Origin of the sequence: Prochlorococcus marinus str. MIT 0919, assembly GCF_027359375.1 — a bacterium.
Lineage (GTDB): Bacteria > Cyanobacteriota > Cyanobacteriia > PCC-6307 > Cyanobiaceae > Prochlorococcus_D.
Genome location: NZ_CP114779.1, coordinates 1,605,703 through 1,628,308, shown reverse-complemented (window position 1 = coordinate 1,628,308; position 22,606 = coordinate 1,605,703). Strand labels below are relative to the sequence as shown.

The 22,606-nt window shown below is 38.6% G+C and carries 27 protein-coding genes; 14 read left to right on the top strand and 13 right to left on the bottom strand.

Translation table 11 applies throughout. From position 1 onward, the window contains the following. Positions 1-134: 134 nt before the first annotated feature. The 3 genes from O5635_RS08880 to tsaD are packed head-to-tail and all read right to left on the bottom strand — an operon-like array spanning position 135 to position 1,996. The gene (locus O5635_RS08880) at positions 135-677 is read right to left on the bottom strand and encodes a DUF1643 domain-containing protein (RefSeq protein ID WP_241462928.1); all 543 of its coding nucleotides are present in this window, start codon (positions 675-677) and stop codon (positions 135-137) included. Between the two features lie 32 nt (positions 678-709). After that, on the bottom strand, positions 710-886 hold the full coding sequence (locus tag O5635_RS08875; RefSeq protein ID WP_036901222.1) for a high light inducible protein: 177 nt from the start codon (positions 884-886) through the stop codon (positions 710-712). 39 nt (positions 887-925) lie between these two features. Further along, positions 926-1,996, bottom strand: a complete 1,071-nt coding sequence (gene tsaD, locus O5635_RS08870) for a tRNA (adenosine(37)-N6)-threonylcarbamoyltransferase complex transferase subunit TsaD (RefSeq protein ID WP_036901941.1) — start codon at positions 1,994-1,996, stop codon at positions 926-928. An 81-nt stretch (positions 1,997-2,077) separates the two neighbouring features. Here tsaD and O5635_RS08865 point away from each other — a divergent pair, with 81 nt between their 5' ends. Both O5635_RS08865 and psaJ read left to right on the top strand, forming a co-directional pair. Continuing rightward, the gene (locus O5635_RS08865) at positions 2,078-2,629 is read left to right on the top strand and encodes a photosystem I reaction center subunit III (protein WP_036901223.1); all 552 of its coding nucleotides are present in this window, start codon (positions 2,078-2,080) and stop codon (positions 2,627-2,629) included. A 57-nt stretch (positions 2,630-2,686) separates the two neighbouring features. After that, positions 2,687-2,821 (top strand): photosystem I reaction center subunit IX, encoded by a 135-nt coding sequence (psaJ, locus tag O5635_RS08860; RefSeq protein ID WP_072013251.1) that lies wholly within the window; start codon positions 2,687-2,689, stop codon positions 2,819-2,821. A gap of 10 nt (positions 2,822-2,831) precedes the next feature. Here psaJ and gmk read toward each other — a convergent pair whose 3' ends face one another. Continuing rightward, positions 2,832-3,392 carry a guanylate kinase gene (gmk, locus tag O5635_RS08855; protein ID WP_036901224.1) on the bottom strand — a complete coding sequence of 187 codons (561 nt, stop codon included), beginning with the start codon at positions 3,390-3,392 and terminating at the stop codon, positions 2,832-2,834. An 83-nt stretch (positions 3,393-3,475) separates the two neighbouring features. Between gmk and O5635_RS08850 the strand changes: the two genes are divergently transcribed. The 3 genes from O5635_RS08850 (at position 3,476) to tatC (ending at position 6,476) form a co-directional block, all read left to right on the top strand. Further along, positions 3,476-5,200 (top strand): Rqc2 family fibronectin-binding protein, encoded by a 1,725-nt coding sequence (locus O5635_RS08850; RefSeq protein ID WP_241462929.1) that lies wholly within the window; start codon positions 3,476-3,478, stop codon positions 5,198-5,200. Between the two features lie 10 nt (positions 5,201-5,210). Continuing rightward, positions 5,211-5,510 carry a hypothetical protein gene (locus O5635_RS08845; RefSeq protein WP_036901944.1) on the top strand — a complete coding sequence of 100 codons (300 nt, stop codon included), beginning with the start codon at positions 5,211-5,213 and terminating at the stop codon, positions 5,508-5,510. A 174-nt stretch (positions 5,511-5,684) separates the two neighbouring features. After that, complete coding sequence (tatC, locus tag O5635_RS08840) at positions 5,685-6,476, top strand: twin-arginine translocase subunit TatC (protein ID WP_241462931.1); 792 nt, start codon at positions 5,685-5,687, stop codon at positions 6,474-6,476. Here tatC and O5635_RS08835 read toward each other — a convergent pair. Then, the gene (locus O5635_RS08835; protein WP_081934268.1) at positions 6,427-6,921 is read right to left on the bottom strand and encodes a DUF3067 family protein; all 495 of its coding nucleotides are present in this window, start codon (positions 6,919-6,921) and stop codon (positions 6,427-6,429) included. The genes tatC and O5635_RS08835 overlap by 50 nt on opposite strands. Here O5635_RS08835 and petC point away from each other — a divergent pair. The 5 genes from petC to O5635_RS08810 are packed head-to-tail and all read left to right on the top strand — an operon-like array spanning position 6,869 to position 10,644. Beyond that, the gene (petC, locus tag O5635_RS08830) at positions 6,869-7,405 is read left to right on the top strand and encodes a cytochrome b6-f complex iron-sulfur subunit (protein ID WP_036901226.1); all 537 of its coding nucleotides are present in this window, start codon (positions 6,869-6,871) and stop codon (positions 7,403-7,405) included. The genes O5635_RS08835 and petC overlap by 53 nt on opposite strands. A 48-nt stretch (positions 7,406-7,453) precedes the next feature. Then, entirely contained in the window at positions 7,454-8,386 is a 933-nt protein-coding gene (gene petA, locus O5635_RS08825; RefSeq protein WP_036901227.1) for a cytochrome f, read from the top strand. Between the two features lie 25 nt (positions 8,387-8,411). Next, complete coding sequence (gene lgt / locus O5635_RS08820) at positions 8,412-9,323, top strand: prolipoprotein diacylglyceryl transferase (RefSeq protein ID WP_036901228.1); 912 nt, start codon at positions 8,412-8,414, stop codon at positions 9,321-9,323. Continuing rightward, positions 9,320-10,072, top strand: coding sequence for a precorrin-4 C(11)-methyltransferase (cobM, locus tag O5635_RS08815; protein WP_036901229.1), 753 nt, complete (start codon positions 9,320-9,322; stop codon positions 10,070-10,072). Before lgt ends, cobM begins: the two co-directional genes overlap by 4 nt. Positions 10,073-10,110: 38 nt before the next feature. Further along, positions 10,111-10,644 (top strand): helix-turn-helix domain-containing protein, encoded by a 534-nt coding sequence (locus O5635_RS08810; RefSeq protein WP_052042739.1) that lies wholly within the window; start codon positions 10,111-10,113, stop codon positions 10,642-10,644. Here the strand turns inward: O5635_RS08810 and O5635_RS08805 are convergent. Beyond that, the gene (locus O5635_RS08805; RefSeq protein WP_036901230.1) at positions 10,633-12,264 is read right to left on the bottom strand and encodes a Ppx/GppA phosphatase family protein; all 1,632 of its coding nucleotides are present in this window, start codon (positions 12,262-12,264) and stop codon (positions 10,633-10,635) included. The genes O5635_RS08810 and O5635_RS08805 overlap by 12 nt on opposite strands. 87 nt (positions 12,265-12,351) lie before the next feature. Here O5635_RS08805 and O5635_RS08800 point away from each other — a divergent pair, with 87 nt between their 5' ends. Together O5635_RS08800 and O5635_RS08795 are read left to right on the top strand one after the other, a co-directional pair. Beyond that, positions 12,352-13,236 carry a 4-hydroxybenzoate polyprenyltransferase gene (locus O5635_RS08800; RefSeq protein WP_152557277.1) on the top strand — a complete coding sequence of 295 codons (885 nt, stop codon included), beginning with the start codon at positions 12,352-12,354 and terminating at the stop codon, positions 13,234-13,236. A gap of 2 nt (positions 13,237-13,238) precedes the next feature. Then, positions 13,239-14,141, top strand: coding sequence for a S66 peptidase family protein (locus O5635_RS08795; protein ID WP_036901231.1), 903 nt, complete (start codon positions 13,239-13,241; stop codon positions 14,139-14,141). Here O5635_RS08795 and ispD read toward each other — a convergent pair. Further along, positions 14,122-14,802, bottom strand: coding sequence for a 2-C-methyl-D-erythritol 4-phosphate cytidylyltransferase (gene ispD, locus O5635_RS08790; protein WP_036901956.1), 681 nt, complete (start codon positions 14,800-14,802; stop codon positions 14,122-14,124). The genes O5635_RS08795 and ispD overlap by 20 nt on opposite strands. A gap of 116 nt (positions 14,803-14,918) precedes the next feature. Between ispD and fabG the strand changes: the two genes are divergently transcribed. Beyond that, positions 14,919-15,671, top strand: coding sequence for a 3-oxoacyl-[acyl-carrier-protein] reductase (gene fabG, locus O5635_RS08785; protein ID WP_036901232.1), 753 nt, complete (start codon positions 14,919-14,921; stop codon positions 15,669-15,671). 319 nt (positions 15,672-15,990) lie between these two features. On the opposite strand, the gene O5635_RS08780 is transcribed toward fabG, so the two are convergent. Beyond that, complete coding sequence (locus O5635_RS08780; RefSeq protein ID WP_193742015.1) at positions 15,991-16,308, bottom strand: hypothetical protein; 318 nt, start codon at positions 16,306-16,308, stop codon at positions 15,991-15,993. Here O5635_RS08780 and groL point away from each other — a divergent pair. After that, complete coding sequence (groL, locus tag O5635_RS08775; protein ID WP_269607505.1) at positions 16,295-17,977, top strand: chaperonin GroEL; 1,683 nt, start codon at positions 16,295-16,297, stop codon at positions 17,975-17,977. The two genes, O5635_RS08780 and groL, sit on opposite strands and share 14 nt — an antisense overlap. Positions 17,978-18,048: 71 nt before the next feature. Here groL and O5635_RS08770 read toward each other — a convergent pair whose 3' ends face one another. The 5 genes from O5635_RS08770 to O5635_RS08750 all read right to left on the bottom strand — a co-directional run bounded on the left by O5635_RS08770 (position 18,049) and on the right by O5635_RS08750 (position 22,505). Then, the gene (locus O5635_RS08770; protein ID WP_036901235.1) at positions 18,049-18,594 is read right to left on the bottom strand and encodes a hypothetical protein; all 546 of its coding nucleotides are present in this window, start codon (positions 18,592-18,594) and stop codon (positions 18,049-18,051) included. A 4-nt stretch (positions 18,595-18,598) separates the two neighbouring features. Next, complete coding sequence (locus O5635_RS08765; protein WP_036901236.1) at positions 18,599-19,453, bottom strand: ABC transporter permease; 855 nt, start codon at positions 19,451-19,453, stop codon at positions 18,599-18,601. Positions 19,454-19,507: 54 nt separating this feature from the next. After that, entirely contained in the window at positions 19,508-20,521 is a 1,014-nt protein-coding gene (locus tag O5635_RS08760; RefSeq protein WP_036901237.1) for a daunorubicin resistance protein DrrA family ABC transporter ATP-binding protein, read from the bottom strand. A gap of 72 nt (positions 20,522-20,593) precedes the next feature. Then, the gene (locus tag O5635_RS08755) at positions 20,594-21,595 is read right to left on the bottom strand and encodes a heme o synthase (RefSeq protein ID WP_036901238.1); all 1,002 of its coding nucleotides are present in this window, start codon (positions 21,593-21,595) and stop codon (positions 20,594-20,596) included. Further along, positions 21,588-22,505: a COX15/CtaA family protein gene (locus tag O5635_RS08750; RefSeq protein WP_241462932.1), complete on the bottom strand. Its 918-nt coding sequence runs from the start codon at positions 22,503-22,505 to the stop codon at positions 21,588-21,590. The genes O5635_RS08755 and O5635_RS08750 overlap by 8 nt, the downstream gene beginning before the upstream one ends. Positions 22,506-22,606: the final 101 nt, after the last annotated feature.

Sequence of the window (22,606 nt, the reverse complement as noted above, 5' to 3'; positions counted from 1 at the left end):
TTAAACATCTCTTTATGTAAACCCTCTAATGTATAAATGGTAGTACTAATTACTGTCTTTAATTTTTAATAAAGCCGATTTAAAGGATTTCAAAAAAATCTTCCTTGCGACTCTAAACCAACCAAGCCTATGCGCTATATAAGAAAATCCTTGTAAGGCATCAAAACTTTGCTCCTTGAGACATACAAGGGGTGCATTGGGTGGCCACCCTTCGTGCAGCCAATAACCATTGGGCCTAAAGACTTTTGCAACTTCTTAACTCTAATCTTTGAGAAAAACTCTAAAAAATTAAGCACTTTACTATTTCTATTCTTATAGACACCCATAGCTCCCCACCCAAGCCATAAATTCCAATCAGAGTTATTTGCCCATACCAAAAGTCTAGATTTAATTTCTGAGTCATTCTCAATCCCAACTGGGTCTGAACAAAGCTTCAAACTCGAAGGAGACTTGCTAACTTTTGCAAACAAGTTAATCACCACAAGAGTCCCGTACTTCCAAGCTCTGCAAAAGCCCATAAGCCTTTTTAGAGTCATATCATCTGACAAGTTACTAGCTGTAGAAGGATTCAATCCAATAAAAAGCAATTTTTCTTTCTCTGAACCAATCTGTCTTTCTAGCCACCATCTATAGCTTCCACAATCACTAAAACATTTCCGAATTTTCTGAGAATTCACATTCAGAGTTGACAAAATATGTTCCAGAGAAGCTAAAAGAAAAAGTTTGCAATAATTAAAGCACCTACTCCAAGAATCAATCCAATAGTTGCCATCCTTCCATTCCATATCTCGGCCTGAGGAGTAAAACCTCGCTTCCAAGAATTCAATTCTTGCTTACTGACAGGTTCAGCAGAGTTATCCAAATTTTTTTCATTTTCATAATTCATACCCTCATTCTAGTGATCTAAAAAAATCTTGAGAATATTTTAGAAAGGTGGCTCTCTGCCATATAGGAGATCTGCTTGATCTAAAGGCAATCTCGCAGATACACCCAAATTTCTTGAACTAGAACTATTTCCTAAAAGAAATCTTCTTAATGCAGCAAGACCAATCATTACTGCATTATCAGTACAAAATTCTTTGGATGCCAAATGAAGATTGACTGAACTTGCTATGGAACGGGAAAGCATTAGTTGTCTTAAACGATTATTAGCAGCAACTCCACCAACCATGAGCATGGAGTTAATCCCTTCGTCTAATGCACATTTCAAACTTCTTTCAACAAGAACTTCTGCCACAACTTGTTCAAAGCTTGCCGCGAGATCTTCAACGGGCATTTCTTGAGATATTGATTTAAAGGTTTCAACTTGACGCAATACTGCAGTTTTCAAACCACTGAAAGAAAAATCATAAGGATAAAACCCTCCGCCAGGCTTAGATACTTTCCCCTTGGGGAAGGGAAACCTTTTTGGATTGCCATTCTTAGCAAGTCGCTGAATAGCTGGCCCCCCTGGATAAGAGAGCCCCAAAAGCCTTGCAACTTTGTCAAACGCTTCTCCTGCAGCATCATCATGACTTTTACCTAAACGCAGGAAATCAAAATCTTTATTGACTCTTATCAACTCTGTATGCCCCCCACTCACTAATAAAACTAAATAGGGCGTAACAGGGGCTTGTTCTGATAATAAAGCAGATGAAAGATGCCCTTCCAAATGGTGGACACCAATAAATGGAATTCTATGCAAACTAGCAAGTGTTCTTCCAGTAACTGAGCCGACTAATAAAGCACCTGTCAATCCAGGAGTTACTGTCGCACCGATACAGTCAATTTCATTGCAATTTATATTTGCAACGTTTAACGCCTTCTCAATAAGGAAAGGAATTGTTTCTAGATGGCGTCTAGAAGCAATTTCTGGAACAACTCCACCCCATTGGGAATGCTCATCAGCCTGAGAAGCAATACAATTGGCTAGCACATGAAATCTACCAGCCCTGAATCTGACGATTGCTACGGCTGTCTCGTCACAACTTGTTTCGAGGGCCAGTACAGTTTGCATCATTTGGGCGTATCTCATTTAACTTAGGTAGTAATAAAATCCTGTTTCTTATAAGAGCAGGCTAAAAAAGGCTTCGAACTAATGCGTCGTCTCTTCTCAATCCTTCTATCCGCATTCCTTTTATTAGGTTTTGCTCCAATCGCTAATGCAGCTGGGGAAGCTTTAAATGCTGATAGAGCTGATACTGGTTTTACAGCTTCTGCTCTGACACTGTGTTCAGAGAATACCCGTTTCCAAGAACGGGCAAGCAGTGCATCAACTCCTAAAGACATAGCCAGATTTGAGCGCTATAGCAAAGCATCATGTGGTGATGATGGTCTACCTCACCTCATAATTGCTGCCACCATTGAACCTTTTGGTGCTTTGGCAAACCGTCATCACGAAGGTGATGTTTTAATCCCAGCCCATATATTTATTTATATCGCAGGGATTATTGGTTGGTCTGGCAGAGAATACCTAAGAGCTTCAAAACTGAAAAAAAATCCTGCTGAGAATGAAATAATCATTGATTTTGCATTAGCAAGACAATGCTTAAGGAAAGGAGCAGCATGGCCCTTTGAAGCTAATAGGCAAGGCAGAAGCGGTGAGCTTAGAGAGAAAGATGAAAACATTACTCTCAATGGTCCTCGTTAAAAAAATCTAGATCAAATAAAAATTCTTAAATTTAAGCTTCTTTTCTAAATCAATCTTATGTTCAAACTATTTAGTACAAAATGGTTCCGATCAGCCCCTGTAGTGGCTACCATTTGGATAGTTATTACTGCCGGTATACTTGTTGAATGGAACCGGTTTGTGCCAGACCTTCTTTTCCATCCTGGTTTATAAATTTTAATTTTTAAGATCGCAAGCCTATAAGTTTTTCAATATCAATTAAAGCCTCTTGAAGGTCATCATTAATTACTATTGCATCAAATTCTTTTTGTGCTGCAATCTCTTCTTTTGCTCTAGCCAAGCGACTCTGAATTGATTTTTCAGTTTCGGTACCTCTACCTCTAATTCTTTTTTCAAGCTCTTCAACACTTGGAGGAGCGATAAAAATCTGAAATGAGTCTGGAAAATTATTTCTTACTTGCCTAGCTCCTTCAAGCTCAATTTCCAGTAATACTTTTCTTCCTTCGGAAATTTTTTTATTTATTTGATTTCTAGGCGTGCCATAAAAGTTACCGGAAAATTCAGCCCATTCCAAAAAACCCTGATTCTCGATTTCCTTTTTAAACTTGTCAATAGTTAAAAAGAAATAATGCTCTCCTTCAGTCTCACCCTCTCTAGGCAATCGAGTAGTAGCAGAAATCGAAAGCCAAATTTGATTATTCCTTTCAAGCAATTTTTTAACTAAAGACCCTTTCCCCACACCACTGGGGCCAGTAATTACGGTAAGAGAACTAGTTGAAGTCATAAAATAGCTGAAGTAATAGCCTGCAAAAAAGATCTACTGACATTTTCCAAACTAGATCAATGGGAACTAAGACACTCCAAAAAATGGATATAACCAGTATTAAGGCTGTAGTTGTGGAATTACGTAAAAAAATAATTCCCAGTCGATTTGAAAAAGCTCAACAACCTGAAGCAAATACTCTTCAAATAGGCTTAAGAACTATTAAAGAACTTATATGGATTGAGCTAAGTTGGGACGCCTATTCAGCCAGACTAGTAGAAATCGCCCCGCCACCAAAGACATCAGGGGAGAGCACACTTGCAAAACAAGTAAATCATGGTCTTAATCAAATGGCCTTAATCGATTTAAAACAAAAAGGCTTTGAAAGAGTTATAGAGTTTCATTTTGGATTTAGACCTAAAGAAAAATCTCATAGGTCTCTGATACTTGAATTAATGGGTAGACATAGTAATTTTTTAATGCTGAATAAAGAAGGAAAAACAATCACCCTTGGCAAGCAAGTTAGAGAATACCAATCAAGACTCAGGCCGATTAGCACTGGTGATATTTATACACCTCCTCCTCCTCTAAATGGGAAGGAACCTAACAAAGACGAATGTTTTGAAGATTGGAAAGAAAGGCTTTCTCTAATTCCTATAAGTCTAAAAGAAGCTCTATTGATGAATTATCAAGGAATCAGTCCCTCTCTCGCTATTCAATTAGCAAGTGATAAAAAAGAAACAGCTGAACAAATTGTAAATTTATCTGTAAAAGATCTAGCTCAAGAAACCTGGGAATCCATTTACAAAAGATGGCATGCTTGGTTAGAGGTTTGCGACAAAGAAAGCTTCTGCATATGTTCTGAAGGTCCTACTGCTTACAGAGTTTGGAAAGAAGGCAATGAGAAACTAGCACCATCTTCAGCTCTAAATATAAGTCTATTTCTTGGAAAGTATTATAGAAGTCATTTAGAACAAAAGAGGTTTAATAAACTATTTGATGAAATGAATCAAAGACTTATCAAAGAAAGAATCAATGAAGAGAAAAGCCTAATTAAGCAAAAAGGACTTCTTACTAGAGTTAAAGAAAGCGATGAAATTCAAAGAAAGGCTGATTCTATTCTTAGTTCCCATAAGCCAAGTAAAGCAATTATAAAAGAAGCTCAATTACTATATAAAAAAGCAAAAAAAATAAGGCGTTCTGAATCTATGCTAATAGAAAGAGTGAACTTTCATCAAAAAAAACTTGCTCTCATTGCTGAAAGTGAACTTTTTGTCCATGATATTATTTTAAATACTTGTGAGAGTAATTTAGAGAAAATTCATGCAATTAGCGAGTTAAAAGAAGAACTAGATAAACATCTTTTTTCAATCGATAAGAACAGTTCAAAACCTTCTTATACAAAAAAAATTAACCTTGTTCTTGAAATCATTAGCCCTAACGGACTATCAATACAAATTGGGAGGAACCATCGCCAAAATGAATTAATAAGCATAAAAAATGCTCGCAAAGGTGATTTTTGGTTTCATGCCCAAGAATGTCCAGGTGGGCATGTTGTAATCAAAGCCTCTCAAGGCGGAGGAGCTGAAGAAAGCGATATTCAATTTTGTGCAGATCTAGCTGCATACTTTAGTAAAGCCAGGCACAGTAAAAAGGTTTCTATAACAATGGTTCCAATCAAGCAACTTCAAAAACTCAAAGGGGCTATTCCTGGAACTGTTACGCATCGAGGAGGGAAAGTGTTATGGGGAGATCCATTAAATGGCAAAGATCATTTTGAAAGGTCTAGAGCAAAAGCACAAAATGCTTTATCATCAGCAACCAGTTAGGAAGATCGACATGTTGGAATTTTTACTTGGCACTCATGAATTCTTAGGCAACCATAGTTTTGCAGAATTCTTAGTTGGGTATATTTTTGGTGCAGCTCTAATCATTGGTGCTCCAACAGTTTTTCTACTATTAGCTTTCATAAGTGCTCTAATGAAAACAAATGGCAAAATGGGTGGCTATCGAGAATATGAAGTATATGGAGAGTCCTCACTGAATGACTGCCCTCCGTTTTTACTCCCTGACCCTACTAATCCTGAAAGAATTAATAGCACCCAATCAAGGGGCTCCAAAAGAAGTAAGTATGCATAGACAACTTAAGTTCCAAGAATTTTAAAGAGAACTCAGGCTTAACCAGAAGAGAAATACTTAATTTATAGTTATTTTTTTAGTAGAGTTAGCTTATATATATTAAAAATTAATTTGATTAGTCTCTTATCCTCCTAAAACTAATTTTTCATAGCAGTTGCAGTCAAAAAGATACTTATGAAAGATCCTATTAAGAAAAAAAATAACACTGATAATTTTAATGATGGCTTAGTAATGCCTTTTGTAGATCACCTAGAAGAATTAAGGCAAAGAGTCCTAAAGTGTTTAATTGCAATAGTTGTTTCTGCCGCTGCAAGCCTTATTGTTATAAAACCATTAGTAAGGTTTTTAGAAGCTCCAGCAGGATCTATTCATTTTCTCCAACTTGCTCCTGGCGAGTTCTTTTTTGTGTCAATAAAAGTAGCTGGATACTCTGGTTTAATTATTGCAATTCCATATTTGCTTTTTCAAGCACTTGCATTCATCCTCCCAGGCTTAACAAAACGTGAAAAGAACCTGATCGCGCCTGCTGTCGCAGGCTCAGCTGTTTTATTCATGGGAGGTCTGTTTTTTGCTTGGTGGGCACTAATCCCAGCTGCTTTAAAATTCCTATTGAACTATGGAGCTGATGTAGTCGAGCCGCTTTGGTCAATAGAGCGATATTTAGACTTTGTCCTATTGCTTATGGTTGCAACTGGCTTATCCTTTCAACTTCCAATCCTGCAACTTTTATTAGGGATATTTGGTCTCTTAAATTGGAAGCAAATGATCTCTTCTTGGCGTTGGGTTTTGATGGGAGCAGCTATTGCTGGTGCTGTTTTAACCCCTTCTACTGACCCAGTAACAATGTTATTACTTGCGGGGTCAATCTTAATATTGTTCTTCATAGGTGTTTTGCTTGTAGCACTAAGCAATAAATTTAAAGAAGAAATTCCCTCAAAAGTTCACCCCCCTTCAAATGCAGGTTAAGAGCCCTGCCAACTCTTGGCTTCCCTGAGCAGCTGGGAATCCATTCTCTAATAAGTCCTTGCTGCCCAAGCCTATTCAAAACATCAACTACATAACTTACTTTTTCCAAGTATTCTTTTTCGGTACAACAAAAAGACTGTTGTTCTAGATAAGCCCACATAATCTGAAAATAAATAGAGCTACCTTTAACCTCCAGCCGCAAGTCATAAGAAACGCCCCATCGCCTTCTTACCAAATAAACCATTTCTTGAACAGTCAATTGCTTTCTTGGCTTTTCAGCAATTTCAAAAGTCATTTTTAAAATCAAATCATTGAGATAGCTTGATTTAAGAGCAATCGCGCACCTCGAAGGTACATAATGGTATTGATTATGGACTGTTAGAACATCAGGCATGACACAAATGACTCCTAGCGATGTGCCCTCTATGGGTCGGAGGCAGTTCATGAACCTTCTCACATTTGGTACTGCTACAGGTGTTGCATTAGGCGCCTTATATCCAGTGGCAAATTATTTCATGCCTCTAAGGGCTGGTGGAGGTACCGGTGGAACCTCTGCTAAAGATGAACTTGGCAACCCAATAACTGCTAGCGGTTGGCTTTCAAGTCACCCATCTGGAGACAGAAGTCTCGTACAAGGCTTAAAAGGAGATCCAACCTATTTAATAGTCGAAGGGGACAACGCAATAAGTGATTTTGGTATAAATGCTATATGTACACATCTAGGATGTGTTGTTCCATGGAATAGCGGGGCTAACAAATATATTTGCCCTTGTCATGGAAGCCAATATGATTCGAATGGGAAGGTTGTAAGAGGACCAGCGCCGCTTTCTCTTGCAATCGCCCATGTCGATGTTGAAGATGACAACGTAGTTGTTAGTCAATGGACTGAAACGGACTTTAGAACTGGAGACAAGCCTTGGTGGACATAAAAATCTAAACACTAAAACATTTATTCATCAGCTATCAACAATTTTCAAATGCGCAGAATTCTTGCACTATTACTAGGCTCTACCCTTGTAGTTCTCTCATTAATAATCATGCCCTCCTCAAGCTGGGCATATCCTTTCTGGGCGCAAGAAAATTATGAAAACCCACGTGAAGCAACTGGAAAATTAGTTTGCGCCAATTGCCATCTAGCCAAAATGACAACACAAGTAGAAGTGCCTCAATCGGTTGCAGCAGACAGTGTCTTTACAGCTTCAGTAAAAATTCCCTACAAAAAAGGAACCCAAGAGATTGGTGCTGATGGAAGCAAAGTGCCTCTACAAGTTGGTGCTTTAGTAATGCTTCCTGATGGTTTTAAACTAGCACCTCAAGATCGTTGGTCAGACAAAATAAAAGAAGAGACCAGTGGTGTTTATTTCACTCAATATAGTGAAGACAAAGAAAATATTATTGTTGTTGGCCCTCTATTAGGTGACCAAAATAAAGAAATTGTTTTCCCAATACTCTCACCAGATCCTTCTACGGATAAAAATATTCACTTTGGCAAATACTCAATTCATGTAGGTGGGAATAGAGGTAGAGGTCAAGTTTACCCAACTGGAGAAAAAAGTAATAACACAAGCTTCACTTCAGCGTCCTCAGGGACAATTTCTTCAATAAATGTCAATGAAGATGGTTCTAAAAGCGTTATTGTTGAAGCCGGAAACGGGGAATCCTCAGCACAGGAGATACCTGCCGGACCAGATCTTATAGTCAATATAGGTGACAATATCCTACAGGGCTCTCCTTTAACTAATGACCCAAACGTAGGAGGTTTTGGTCAATTAGATGCAGAAGTAGTGCTTCAAAGTCCTGCAAGGGTTTTGGGCTTGATTGCTTTTTTTGCTGGTGTTGCGTTAACTCAAATATTACTTGTTCTTAAAAAGAAACAGGTTGAGAAGGTTCAAGCTGCAGAAGGAATATAAACACAGCAGTCAAGGCTGGAAATAAATGAGTCTTTTATTTTTAACCTTTCAATCTCCAGGGCCAGATTTAGTAAAAATCGGTCCTTTAATATTGCGGTGGTATGGTTTTTTGATAGCAATATCTGTGTTAATTGGGATTAACTTATCAAGTAAATTAGCAACAGAAAAAGGGTTAAATCACAATTTAATTAATGATCTTTTTCCAATATTGGTTGCAAGTTCTCTGGTAGGTGCAAGGATCTATTATGTTTTATTCGAATGGAGGAATTACAGTGGGGATAATTTCTGGAGTTCTTTAAAAGTTCTAAACTTTATAATACCAATACCATCTTTTCTTGAAATCTGGAGAGGGGGCATAGCAATACATGGAGCCTTAATTGCAGGAGCAATATCAATATTACTTTTTTGCAAATGGAAAGAACAATCATTTTGGGATGTTCTCGATGTAATCGTACCTTCAGTTGCCTTAGGGCAATCAATTGGAAGGTGGGGTAATTTTTTCAACAACGAAGCTTTTGGTGTGCCTGCTGATATTCCCTGGAAGTTATTTATTCCCTATCCATATAGACCTACTGTCTTCCTAGATGCTCAATATTTCCATCCAACTTTCTTGTATGAATCACTCTGGAATATTAGTCTATTTATTATATTGATTTATTTATTTAAATTAAGCATCAAGGGACGCTTAAAGCTTCCTTCGGGTTCTTTAAGCTGTATATACATAAGCGTTTATAGCGTTGGCAGGTTATGGATCGAAGGCTTACGCATTGACCCTCTTTGCTTAGTAGGCATTCCACCCTATTGTTCAGGAGGTATTCGCATTGCACAATTAATCAGCACGCTTTTCATAGGGTTAGGGGTATTTGGATTGTTCTGGATATACATAAAAAAAAGAAAAATGCCTGATTCGAAAAAGAATATCAAGCAAATCCAATGAACAGAGTTTCAATTGTTGGAGCAGGGCCTGGAGCCCCCGACCTTCTTACTCTACGGGCACTAGAAAGAATAAAGAATTCAGAGGTTCTTATTTGGACAGATTCTTTGGTATCTCCGCAAATAGCAAACCTTGCTCCAAAGAATTGCAAAAAAATAAAAACAAGTTCTTTAACACTTGAGGAAATAATTAAATTAATTATTCGTGAGAGCAAGGAAGGGAAAAACATCGTGAGGTTGCATGACGGAGATCCTTGTCTTTTTGGAGCAATTTCAGAACAAATATCTGCGCTCCATGAAGCAGGAATTGAAGTTGAGGTTATTCCAGGAGTCAGTGCTTATCAAGCAACTGCCTCAACATTAAAAAAAGAGCTTACTATTCCTGGAGTTGTGCAAACTATAATTCTAGGAAGAGCAGGTGGTCGCACAGGAACTCCAGATAATGAATCTCTAGAGAATCTCGCCTCCATAAAAGCAACACTTTGTTTATATTTAAGCGCTAGACATGTTAATGACGTTCAAAGAACCTTGTTGAAATACTATCCAGAAGATACTCCCGTAATCATTGGATATAGAGTTAGCTGGCAAGATGAGGTGATAAAAATTGTTAGCCTTAAGGAAATGGCTTTCGCGTCAAAAGAAATGAATCTTTTTCGCACAACACTTTATATAATTAGTCCAGGCTTCAATGCAAAACATAAACGATCGAAGCTATATAGTTCAGATCACAAACATCTTTTTCGCCAAAATTAATTATTTGCACTAGAATTATTAAAAAATGTATTGAGATAGTGAGCGATATTGAAAATAGCCAAATTAGTGAACCTTTAAAGGATGAGTCCTTATCTCTTTCGGAGGTTGGATCTTCGATAAAAAACTCTAGAGAATCTCAAAATCTATCCACTAAAGAGTTAGCTGAGATGCTAAAAATTGGCGAGGAACAACTCATTGCAGTTGAACAAGGTCAAGCAGAACTCCTACCAGAAAAAGTTTTTGTGAAAGCAATGATTCGAAGAATCTCTGAGAAATTAGGGATTGAAGTGAAGTTAGGTGATGAAAGTCCAATTACTAATGATTCAACTAAGACTGAAGAAGTAAAAAAGAAAGAGTCAAATATAATTGACAAAAAAATTGTCGCAGTCGCTTCAATCACTAGCTTGTCAATACTAACTTTGCTACTAGGCATTTCTTTGCCATCGATTATAATTAATAGTTTTTACTCAAAAGAGAAAACTAATCCCAACCCAACTACACCTTCAACTGAACTTAACAATCAAAGTCCATTCAAGTTAGATAGCTCTTTAAATCCTGAATTAACCAACTAGTATTTTTAAATTAAATCCCGTCAAATCTTTGACTAAAGAATAATGATTCTTTAGGCTCCATACTTCAAGGCTTAGATCTTGGCAAGGCTTTTCAGGGACAAGTTTAAGAGTCAACTCAGAAGCTTTAGCAGAAACATTAATGGATTCAATTACAGGCTCAGGTCTTCTATTAACTGCTACTGATAAGCGCAAAAGAAGAGACATTTCGGAAACAATTTTACGGTTTTCTTTTGTTTCCAAAATTTGCCAAGCCTCATGACGCTTTTTAGGCAAACTTCTACGTTGATAGCGAGCAATAGCAGCCACCATTAAATGCTCTGCTTGCGAATAACCTAAAAGTTCTCCATGCCGTATTAAATACCAAGAATGCTTATGGTAAGCACTGAGATTTATGTGCTGACCACACGCATGAAGCATTCCAGCAGCCCATAACAACTCTCTTCCTACACCTTGATCGTCATGCAAGATTCCTTGAGAGCCGTCATACAATTCAAGTGCATGTTGAGACACTCTTTCGGCTCTAACGTTATTTACTGCAAACCGTCTTGCTTGATGAAGGACCGTTCGTTTTCTAATACTTCCTTGTAAGACAAATTTATCACTTAAAAAACCATTACGAAACATCCAATCAACGACTAAACCTTCTCTTAAGGCTCTTTCACTTAAAACAACTTCCTCAACATCAAACATTTCCATAATTGTTTGCAAAATCAAAGACCCTGGCACTAATATTTCTGATCTCTTCTGACTAATAGAAGGTAATTTCTTTCTCTCATCTGGAGTTAGACCTACAAGTTCTAAGATCAGATCATCCAAAAAACTTTTAGAAAATTTAAATCCATGTAATTTTTCAATATGGTGATTCATTTGCTGAGCAACCAAAGACCCTATAGCCATCGCCGTCCCACTAGTAGCGACCATTACTGGTACCTGTTCAGGGTCCATGCGACTCACAATTTTTTCTACGGCAGGCTCTAAAGACCCTTCAATAAAAGTTCTTAAAAACTTTCTTCTTTTGGGGGGCATTGGGTCATCTTTAACAAAATCTTCTTGAAGTCGAACAGCTCCTACTCGAGTACTAGTTAAAGCTTTCGCATCTCTTCCGTCAGCCAAAATTAATTCTGTTGAACCTCCTCCAATGTCGACCAAAACATGTGGTTGACCACCAAACGGCATCCCCGAAAGAACTCCTAAATAAATCAATCGTGCTTCTTCAGATCCACTTACCAGCTCTACATCTAAATCTAGTTCTTGTTTAATACGGTTTAAGAACTGTGTACCATTACCAGCTTCTCTAACAGCACTTGTAGCAGCAATAATTAGGTGTTCAACTTTGTAACTAAACGCTAGTTCTTTAAAGTGCTTTAAAGTATTTACCACCTTATGCATTGCTGCTTCTGTTAAGTCGCCAGTCTCAGAATCTCTTTCACCAAGTCTAGTCGATGATTTTTCAGCAAGGGCTATAGAGAAAGTATGCAAATAAGCATCGACAGATGCTACTAATAAATGCGTTGAATTAGTCCCTATATCAATTGCACCTATATAAAAAGTTTTTTGATTTTTAACTTTTTCACTTTCAAAGTTTTCTAATGGATTAGACAGAGAGTTAACACCTGTCATATAAGTGGGGCCAGCTACATAGACACTTTGGCATTGAAAACGTCTTTTGCTTCAAAATCCAAACTTTTTTCTTAAACGCATCTATCAGTGAAAATTCAAAACTCTACTGAACATCTCATTCATTGGATCGAACTTCTTCGCTGGAACAAGCCAAGCGGAAGAATTATTTTATTAATTCCAGCTGGATGGTCACTTTGGCTAACACCTTCTGCACCACCATCCGGATGGTTGGTTGGTTTAATAATTTTGGGAGGAATTTTTATAAGTGGAGCAGGATGCATTGCGAATGATCTATGGGATATGAATATCGACAAGAAAGTTCAGAGAACTAAAGACCGACCTTTGGCTTCTAGGAATATCAAACTTTCTACAGCATGGATACTATTATTTTCAACTTTAATTCTGAGTCTATTGACAATTTTCCTTCTACCTAGTGAGAGCCAAATTTTATGCTTACAGCTTGCGTTGATATCAATAGTTCCTATTTTAATCTACCCTTCTTCAAAAAGATGGTTCAAATACCCTCAAGCTCTTTTAGCGATTTGTTGGGGGTTTTCAGTCCTAATTCCATGGGCAGCTATGGAATCCACCTTAAATGGAGGATGGCCACTGATTTCCTGTTGGATAGCAACCCTAACATGGACATTTGGCTTTGACACTGTCTATGCAATGTCTGATAAAAGTGATGATAGAAAACTAGGCATCAAAAGTAGTGCTCTAAGCCTTGGAGAGAAGGCGCTACCAATTGTATCTATATGCTATGGAATAACTTCCCTTTTTCTTGCATATGGAGCTTTTAATGCAGGTAAAAGTCTGATTTTTTGGCTTATATTGTTTATATCAAGCATAGGCATGCAAAAAGAAGTTATTTTATTAAAAAAGCACGTTGGTGGAACGTCTAATTATAGTAGACATTTTACGCGGCAAGTTCTACTCGGTAGTTTCATTTTGCTAGGATTAATACTTAGCTAAGCATGGTTTCTATCAATCCAACCACTTATGCGACACCTCTTCAAGAAGGGGAAGAGGTTATAACAATTGCTGCCAGCTCTATAGTTTCAGACGAGAATTCTTTAAGAAATGGTTTAGAAATATTTGCAAAGTGGGGGTTACTTTGCAGAGAGAACAATGTAATTGGACGTAATTGGGGGTATCTAGCAGGAGACGATACAATCAGGTTCAACGAATTGCATCCAGATCATTCTGCAAATCTTAAAGTATTTGCAAGAGGAGGTTGGGGCGCCGCAAGACTGCTAGAACGCCGCCAACCATGGCAAAAAGGTTGGCTTCTTGGTTTCTCAGATGTCAGCTCAATCTTACTCTCAAGGTTGGCATCAGGGTTCGATGGAAATATTCATGGTCCTTTAATCACTTCCTTGCCAAAAGAACCTGAATGGAGCAAGGAAAGACTAAGGTCGATCCTCTTCGGCGAGTCAATTCCAGATCTACATGGGGTCTCCTGGCACAATGGAATCGCTCGAGGACCATTAGTAGCTTGCAACTTAACTGTTGCCTCTCATCTACTTGGTAGTAGCCATATGCCAAGTCTGAAAGGTGCCATCCTTGTTTTAGAAGATATCGGGGAAGAACCTTATCGTATTGACCGCATGCTAACTCAATGGAGACTTTCAGGATTACTACAAGGTCTCGCAGGACTAGCATTCGGGGATTTCGTTAAATGTGAGAACCAGTTCTCTAATGAAGAGACTTATGGATTTGAGGTAAATGAAATTCTCAAAGAACGGTCTAAAGACTTACAAATTCCTGTGATAGCAGACCTTCCAGTAGGGCACTCTTCCGCTAATGCCGCTCTTCCTTTAGGAAGGGAAGCATTAATTGATGGGAATAAAGGATTGCTTAGAGTTTTTTCTTCTTAGCAATTATTGCTTCGGCCACAGAAAGGTCAAAAGGAGTTGTGACTTTAATATTTGAAGGGCCGGATTGAAGAATTTTCACTGGCCAACCAAGCTTCTCAAAGAGAGATGCGTCATCAGTTACATTCAATTTTCTCTTAATTGCTTGTTCATGAGCTTTCTTTAACTTTTCAACTTGAAAACCTTGAGGGGTCTGGGCAGCCCATAAAACGTCCCTATCAGGGGTGTCTAATATGAAACCATTTTCATCCACTTTTTTAATTGTATCCGTAACAGGAGTAGCTGCTATTACCGCGAATCCTTTCTCAACCATTTCAGAACACTGATTCAGTAAGTCTGGTTCAATTAAGCATCTTGCTCCATCGTGTATAAGTACATATTCAGCTTCTGTTGGCAATGCGGCTAATCCCCTTTCCACAGATTCCTGACGAGTCTTCCCACCTTGAATCCATTCCATGGGTTTAGAAAAGTCATCAAACATTTTTACAATAACCTGCTGATCACCAGGCTGTCCTATGACTCCAATCCATTTAATTGAATCAGCAGAGTCAACTGCATCCAATGTCCATTTCAAAATAGGTTTTCCGGCTATTGGTAATAACAACTTGTTGAAACCTGCCCCCATTCGACTCCCAATCCCTGCAGAAGCAATTAACAAATGCACAGCCATCTCCTATATAAAAGAAATTAAAATATTGAAATCATCATTACCCAGTTTCTTTACTTTTAGGTTGAGTCGCAACTAGTTTCTTACGTACGATATAAATAATCAAAAAACTAATGGTTAATTCAGCTCTAATGGAAGGACAAACTGCCTTAGTAACAGGGGCTAGCAGAGGTATAGGGAAGGCGATTGCTTTCAGCCTTGCCGAAGCAGGGGCTGAAGTGGCTGTGAACTATTCAAGCTCCCCAGAAAAAGCGGAAGAAGTGGTTTCTACAATTAAAGAATCGGGAGGACGTGCATACTCAATTCAAGCCAATGTAGCTGATGAGAACTCTGTGGATAACCTGATAAAAGCCATCTTGGAAAAAAGCGGAAAAATAGATGTATTGGTAAATAATGCCGGGATTACAAAAGATGGTCTATTAATGAGAATGAAAACTGAAGATTGGCAATCAGTTGTAGCACTGAATCTGACTGGAGTATTTCTATGCTCAAGAGCTGTTGCAAGGCCTATGCTTAAACAAAGGAAAGGAAGGATTATAAATATCACCTCTGTAGTGGGACTTATGGGCAATGCTGGGCAAGCAAATTATGCAGCAGCAAAAGCAGGTGTTATTGGACTTACAAAGAGTTCTGCGAAAGAATTTGCGAGTAGAGGAATAACTGTTAATGCTGTTGCTCCTGGTTTTATTACAACTGACATGACTAAAGAGCTAAATGCAGATCCAATTTTAACTGCAATACCATTAGGATTTTTTGGGAATCCTGAGCATGTTGCTGGCACTGTGCGTTTCCTAGCTGCTGACCATGCTGCGTCCTATATAACTGGTCAAGTTTTACAAGTTGATGGGGGGATGGTAATGAGCTAGCATTTCATCTGCAAGCTTTTACGACCCTAATCATTATAATAATCACAAGGATAATAAAAATATAAAGTGAACTTATTTGCTCTCGAATAAGATTATTTAAAGCACAAGGATTCCAGGATAAGGCAATAGATAACTACTACAATTATTAAAACAAAAACCTCAAAAAAGTTCAAGAAGCCTTAGCACTTAAGCTTAAAGGATTATCGGCTAAATAGGAAATATAAATTGCATAAAATATTTAATTAAATATAACTTTGGCTTAAGTAAATTAGCAAGTTAGACTCTTGCAAGTAAAAGGCTTTTAAACTTTTATGGAAGATCAATTCTCAATCGGCTGGCCCAATTCATCTCTAAGCCTGCGAATCCTTTGTAAGAGTTTAAGTCTTCGACTCCTCGCTGTGGCAGTAAGAAATAATCTCACAGGTACATATATCAATGTCATTGTCCCAGCCAGTCCGGCCATAAGGATAAAAAACAAAGCGCCTGGATCATTCATATTTGGACCATAACTGCCTTTGAGCACTAATGGAATTAAAAGTGTCCTAAGGATTCGGCTTTCCCCACTTATTAACAACTGTCTTTGCGTAAGAGTGTTATAGGAAATTGACGCACCAAAATTTAAAATGGCCAAACTCATTAGTTCTTCTGATGAATCTAGAGGTGCCCTTGAAAAAGGCGTAGATGCACTAGCTAACGCAGTAAAAGTAACCATTGGCCCCAAAGGTAGAAATGTAGTTCTAGAAAAAAAATATGGGGCACCAGACATAGTTAATGATGGTGTTACCATCGCAAAAGATATAGAGCTAGAAAGCCCTTTCGAAAATTTAGGTGCGAGACTGATTGAGCAAGTTGCTTCAAAAACTAAGGATAAGGCTGGCGACGGAACAACCACTGCAACTGTTCTTGCCCAAGTCATGGTTCATGAAGGCCTGAAAAATACTGCAGCAGGGGCGAGTCCTATTGAACTTCGTAGAGGTATGGAAAAAGCTGTATCAGTAATAGTTCAAAAACTTGAAGCTAAAAGTAAAGAAATTAGTGGGAACGATATCTTGCAAGTGGCAACAGTAAGTTCTGGTGGGGATGAAGAAATAGGGCAAATGGTTGCCGAAGCAATGGAAAAAGTTAGTTTTGATGGTGTTATTACAGTTGAAGAATCCAAATCCCTAAACACTGAGCTAGAAATTACAGAAGGGATGGCATTTGATCGTGGGTATAGCTCTCCGTATTTTGTCACTGATCCTGATCGTCAAATCTGTGAATTTGAGAATCCCTTACTTTTAATAACTGATAGAAAAATAAGTTCAATTAATGATCTAGTTCCTGTCCTTGAAGCCGTTCAAAAAAGTGGTTCCCCATTGATCATTTTGTCTGAAGAGGTTGAAGGGGAAGCTTTAGCAACTTTAGTAATCAACAAAAATCGCGGAGTATTGCAAGTTGCAGCTGTTAGAGCACCATCATTCGGCGAAAGGCGCAAAGCAGCACTTGCAGATATTGCTGTTTTAACAGGTGGAACATTGATAAGTGAAGACAAAGCTATGTCTCTAGATAAAGTTTCACTTTCAGACCTGGGTAAAGCAAGAAAAATCACTATTACAAAAGACACAACAACTATTGTTGCTAACGACGATCATCGTAAAGAGGTTGGCTCGCGAGTAGCCTCTATAAAAAGAGAGTTAGATGCAACAGATTCTGATTATGACAAAGAAAAGCTAAATGAGAGAATTGCAAAACTTGCAGGTGGCGTAGCAGTTATCAAGGTTGGTGCTCCAACTGAAACAGAATTAAAAAATAGAAAACTTCGAATTGAAGATGCTTTAAATGCTACTCGAGCTGCTGTTGAAGAAGGAATAGTTGCAGGAGGTGGAAGTACTCTTCTTCATTTAAGTGCTGAACTTCAAAGTCTCGCAGAAGAGTTAGATGGCGACCAAAAAACCGGCGTTGATATTGTTAAGAAAGCACTTTATGAACCTGCGAAACAAATAGCTATTAATGCAGGAGCGAATGGTGATGTTGTTGTATCAAAAATTGAAAGCCTTGGGAAAGGTTATAACGCAGCAACTGGAAATTACGAAGATCTTCTCTCGACAGGCATAATCGACGCAGTCAAAGTAATACGCCTGGCAATACAAGATGCAGTTTCAATAGCATCTCTAATAATCACAACTGAGGTTGTCATTGCCGACAAACCAGAGCCACCTGCTGCTGCCGGTGAAGGTGGTGGCGACCCAATGGGTGGTATGGGTGGTATGGGTGGTATGGGTGGTATGGGTGGTATGGGTGGTATGGGTATGCCTGGGATGATGTAATCATCTCTCTGGAAAAATTTCTTGAAATTTTTCCAGCCAAGCAAATATCCTCAACTGAATATTTAAGTGAGTTATGAGGCCTCCATGTTTCTATCAAGAATCGAAGGTAACCATCTACGCAAATGACTAATAGATGGTGGTGGTGGTGGGGGCGCAGAAATATTGACAGCTTCAATTATAGACTGTTCAATTTGCTCTTCTCTATTAGTGATTAAACCATCTACCTCAGACAAGTCTTTTGAGGCTTCGTCAATAAAATCTCTATCTATTTTATCTTCCAATTCAATTACATTCTGGGTTAAAGTTTCTTCTTGAATTTGAGAAGATAATTGAAATCCGACTTTTGCGGAATCTTTAATTAGTGACTTCTCTGAACTTCCTCTTCCCGAAGTAGACTTATCGAGCTGATTAATATCAGAGGGAAAGTTTTTTGGAAGATGAAGCGTGGCATCCTTTAAATCTGTTTCATGCAAAGTTTCCAGCCCATAACGGTGAACCCATTGAGCTTCCAAGACCGAAAGAAGTTGCTTATTATTTTCTATTGTCGCTTGCGAGATTTGATTCTGAAGCCAGTCTTTCCTCGAAGAAAGAAGCTCTGTTGTTTTAGTTGAATTCACAAGATCAAGTGAGTTTCCGGTTTAAAAGAGGGCGAATGATTAAAAACAACCCAATAGTAAGAACCGTCAAAAGAAATAAACATCCGTATCCAGTTATATCTCCATAAGGAGCTTTAATTAGAACAGACGTCAAATCAATAGAACTGCTATAAGCAATTCGAATAGGTTCTATAGCAAAGGTAAGCGGATTAATCGCTGCTAGCCAGCCCAACCAAGCTGGCATGAAAGATATTGGAACTAAAGCTGTACTTGCGAATAGCAAAGGAAGGTTTGCTACAAAGATAACTGCAATCAACTCAATATGTCCTGGCAAGATAAAAGCCAATCCCAAACTTAATGCTGTGACTCCAAAAACTAATATTAATAAAGTAAGCAAAACTAAAACAAATCCTGCTCCAGAGGGCCAACCATAACCAAGTACAAAAGCTGTGCCCATAATTGCCAAGCTTTGCAAAATACTTATTGTTGAAATATAAATAACAGACGAAACAACAATAGAGCTTCTTGCTTGAAGAGGGGCAACAAGTAATCGATTTAGAAAACCAAATTCACGGTCAAACATTATGGGCAATCCCGCATTAAGGGCTCCACTAAAAGCAGTAAAGACAATAATTCCAGCACCCAAGAACTTGCCGTATTCCATACCTCCGGGGATAAGGTTTGCGGGAGCATTAGCGAATAAGGCTCCAAATAGAACTAACCAAATTAAGGGCTGAAGAATGCCTGCAATCAAAGTTGATGGGCGACGTATTAATTGAAGGAAAAGCCTTTTAGTCAAGGCTTTTGTTTCCTGGAAAAAATCTGAGAATTGGAACTTTTTATTAATAGTTGGCGATAGTTGAGAAATAGAACTGCTCATGTGGATAAAAAAGAAAGCGCCTCAAATAGTTCGGTAACAAAGAAATGATTTTTTTCACCTCATAGATTGCTTGGCCTCATTTTTAAGATCTCTCTTCCCAGCAATTTCTAATTCAGTGTCCATAATAGTTCGACCAGTGGCTTGCAAATACACATCATCCAAACTAGGTCGACTCTCAGAAAGTGCAAACAATTCTGCCCCCGCCTCAATTAACTTACTTCGTAATGCTTGCAATACCTGTTGATCATCAACTACAAAATTCAACGAAAAACCCTGTGCCCTATTAATAACAACTTGACTCACTCCTGCTATCTGAACAACTAAAGACCTGATTTTCTCAGCTTCTGCAAGGTCACTAAACTCTCTCACTTTAAGAGTAACGCGTTGTCCACCTAACTTTTCTTTGAGTTCTTTAGGAGACCCTTTTGCTATTAATTCTCCACTATCAATAATTGCCATTTGATCGGCAAGGGCATCTACTTCCTCTAGGTAATGGCTGCTTAAAAGAACAGTAGTTCCATTGGTGCTCAGTTCTCTTAAAAGAGACCATATAGTTGAACGACTTTCTATATCCAACCCCACTGTTGGTTCATCCAAAATTAATAATTTAGGTTGATGCATTAAACCAGCAGCAAGGTCAAGCCTTCTTTTCATCCCTCCTGAATAGGAGCCTGAACGACGATCGATCCACTCATTCATTTCAAGTTGTTGTATTAAATCTTCTATTCGTGAATCCCTATTGCTCCTAGGCAAATGGTAAAGGTCGCCATGCAATTGAAGGAGTTCACGCCCAGAAAGAATTTTATCAATCGCAACTTCTTGAGCTACATAGCCAATTTTTTGTCGAACATCTTTTGAATTTGCTAAAACATCTATTCCATCAATGAGGACTCTCCCTGAATCAGGAGCTAATAATGTAGAAAGAATCTTAAGTGTCGTAGTTTTCCCAGATCCATTAGGGCCTAACAGACCAAACAAGGAGCCTTCTGATATTTCAAGGTTTAAATTTTGCAAAGCCCTTACAGGACCGTAAGACTTATATAAATCTTGAATTTCAACCAATGCCATTGAAAGAAAGTACTTCTTAAATGAATGCTAGGAAAACTTAAGAAAAGTCGAATTGATGCATTATTTGTTAATTTAGGAGATTGGGAAAGCGCTTGCAATATTTAAAATTATTTGCATACCTTGGCTATGAAATTCCCCCGCTAATGGGAAACGACTAATTACTAGCAAAAGACAAATCCCAAACATATAAAGAATCGACCAACGGAATAACCCTTTAGCATTCTTTAAATCATCTGGATCAGCTGCCAATCTATTTACCATTTGAATCAAGCGACCATTAAAAGGAATCAACAACAATCCATATAACAGTCCTCCATCCGGCAACGCAAAAACGCCTAAGACACTCAAAAAAACAGTTGCCCAACCATATTGAGAAATAGCTTTTGCTGTGAATACTGAGCCTTTAACAACAGGCAGCATAGGTATACCTACAGATTCATAGTCATCCTTAAGGAGAATTGCCAATGCCCAAAAATGAGCCGGGGTCCATACCATTACCAAGGCAAATAACCACCAACTACTAATTCCTATATGGCCTGTAGCTGCAGCAGCACCAACTAATGGTGGAATAGCACCGGCAACTCCACCGATAACAATATTTTGAGAAGTTCGAGGCTTAAGAAAAGCTGTGTACAAAAGGACATAACTACATAAGCCAAGTAAAGATAACCCTGCAGCCAAACAATTAACTCCACTAACTAAAAGCGCTGCTGCAGCCAAAGTACAGGAGATAGCACCCGTAAATACAGCAGTCGAAGAAAGTCGTCCTGAAGGTAGTGCCCTAGAGCTTGTCCTTTTCATTCGTCCATCAAGCTCCTGCTCCCAAAGGCAATTCAAAGCTCCCGCTGCAGCCGCTGCAAGCGCTCCACCGCCAAGCGTGCATGCCAATCGAGGGGAAGGCAATGGCCAACCCTCACTCAATGCCATCCCACCCAAGGTTGTGGCTAAAAGCAAAGGAATTAAACGTGGCTTGGCTACTTCTAACCAGGCCGGAAGTCTTACAACCTTTCTAGAAGGAACAAATTTTTCACGGTTGGAAACCGATTCAGGAAGGTGCGAAGTGGAACTAACCATGACAAACCTCAAACAATGAATCTTGAAAATCGTGATTAATGCCTAGATTTTCAGCTTTAGGCCTACGAAAACTCAATGCAGACAGGAACGCAACCAATAAAGCTGCAATCAACTGATGAGAGATAGTCAACAGAGGCTGTTTTAAACCAAGTTGAACAGAAAACACTCCCAGCATAATTTGGATAACCAGCAAGGAAAATACAGTTAATAAAAAAGGCCATTGGTCTCTAAACCAACCCCCTTTATATATAGAAGTAATTACAAAAGAAATAATAAAAAAAGCTACTGGCAGGGCAGTAAAGCGATGCAAGTCAAGCAATTGACAATCAATACCTTGAGCAATACATCTTTGTGAAGACCATGTTGTAGCCATTCCTCCGCCAACTAAACACTGTGTGACTACTGCTATCAGCGAACCCATGCTTAAGCCTCTCCACCAAAGAGGCGTTTCGATTCCATCAGGGTTAAGAAGCATCTGAGATACTCCGCTCATTAAGCCTAGGAGAGTCAAAGCCAGAGCCAGATGTGCCATGACAACCATTGATGGTAATAATTCAAACACCGTCAAAGCACCTAGCATGCCCTGAGAGAAAACTAAAACAAGAACGATCCCATTGAACATAGGGATCCATTTAGGCAAAGAAGATTTAAAAGAAAGAGAAAAAACCAGTTGAATTAGAATTGTTATCCCAACAAAAAATGCATCAAGACGATGCAACCACTCCAAGAAAACCCGCACGTTCATCTGCCCCTGTGGGAAAAATGATCCATAGCAAAGAGGCCAGTCTGGACAAGCAAGCCCAGCTTCCATTACACGAGTAGCACCGCCTATGACAACAAGCATGACAAGTGCTACAACAATATGAGAAGCCAGCTTCCCAAGGCGCTTTCTTAAAATATAGGGTGGCAAGCTATAAGACAGAGTAAAATCTAAATAGTGCTATATCATTAAGGTAGCTATTTGGAGCATTACGGCACGATATTTACAGGAGTACAACATTGAAATACATC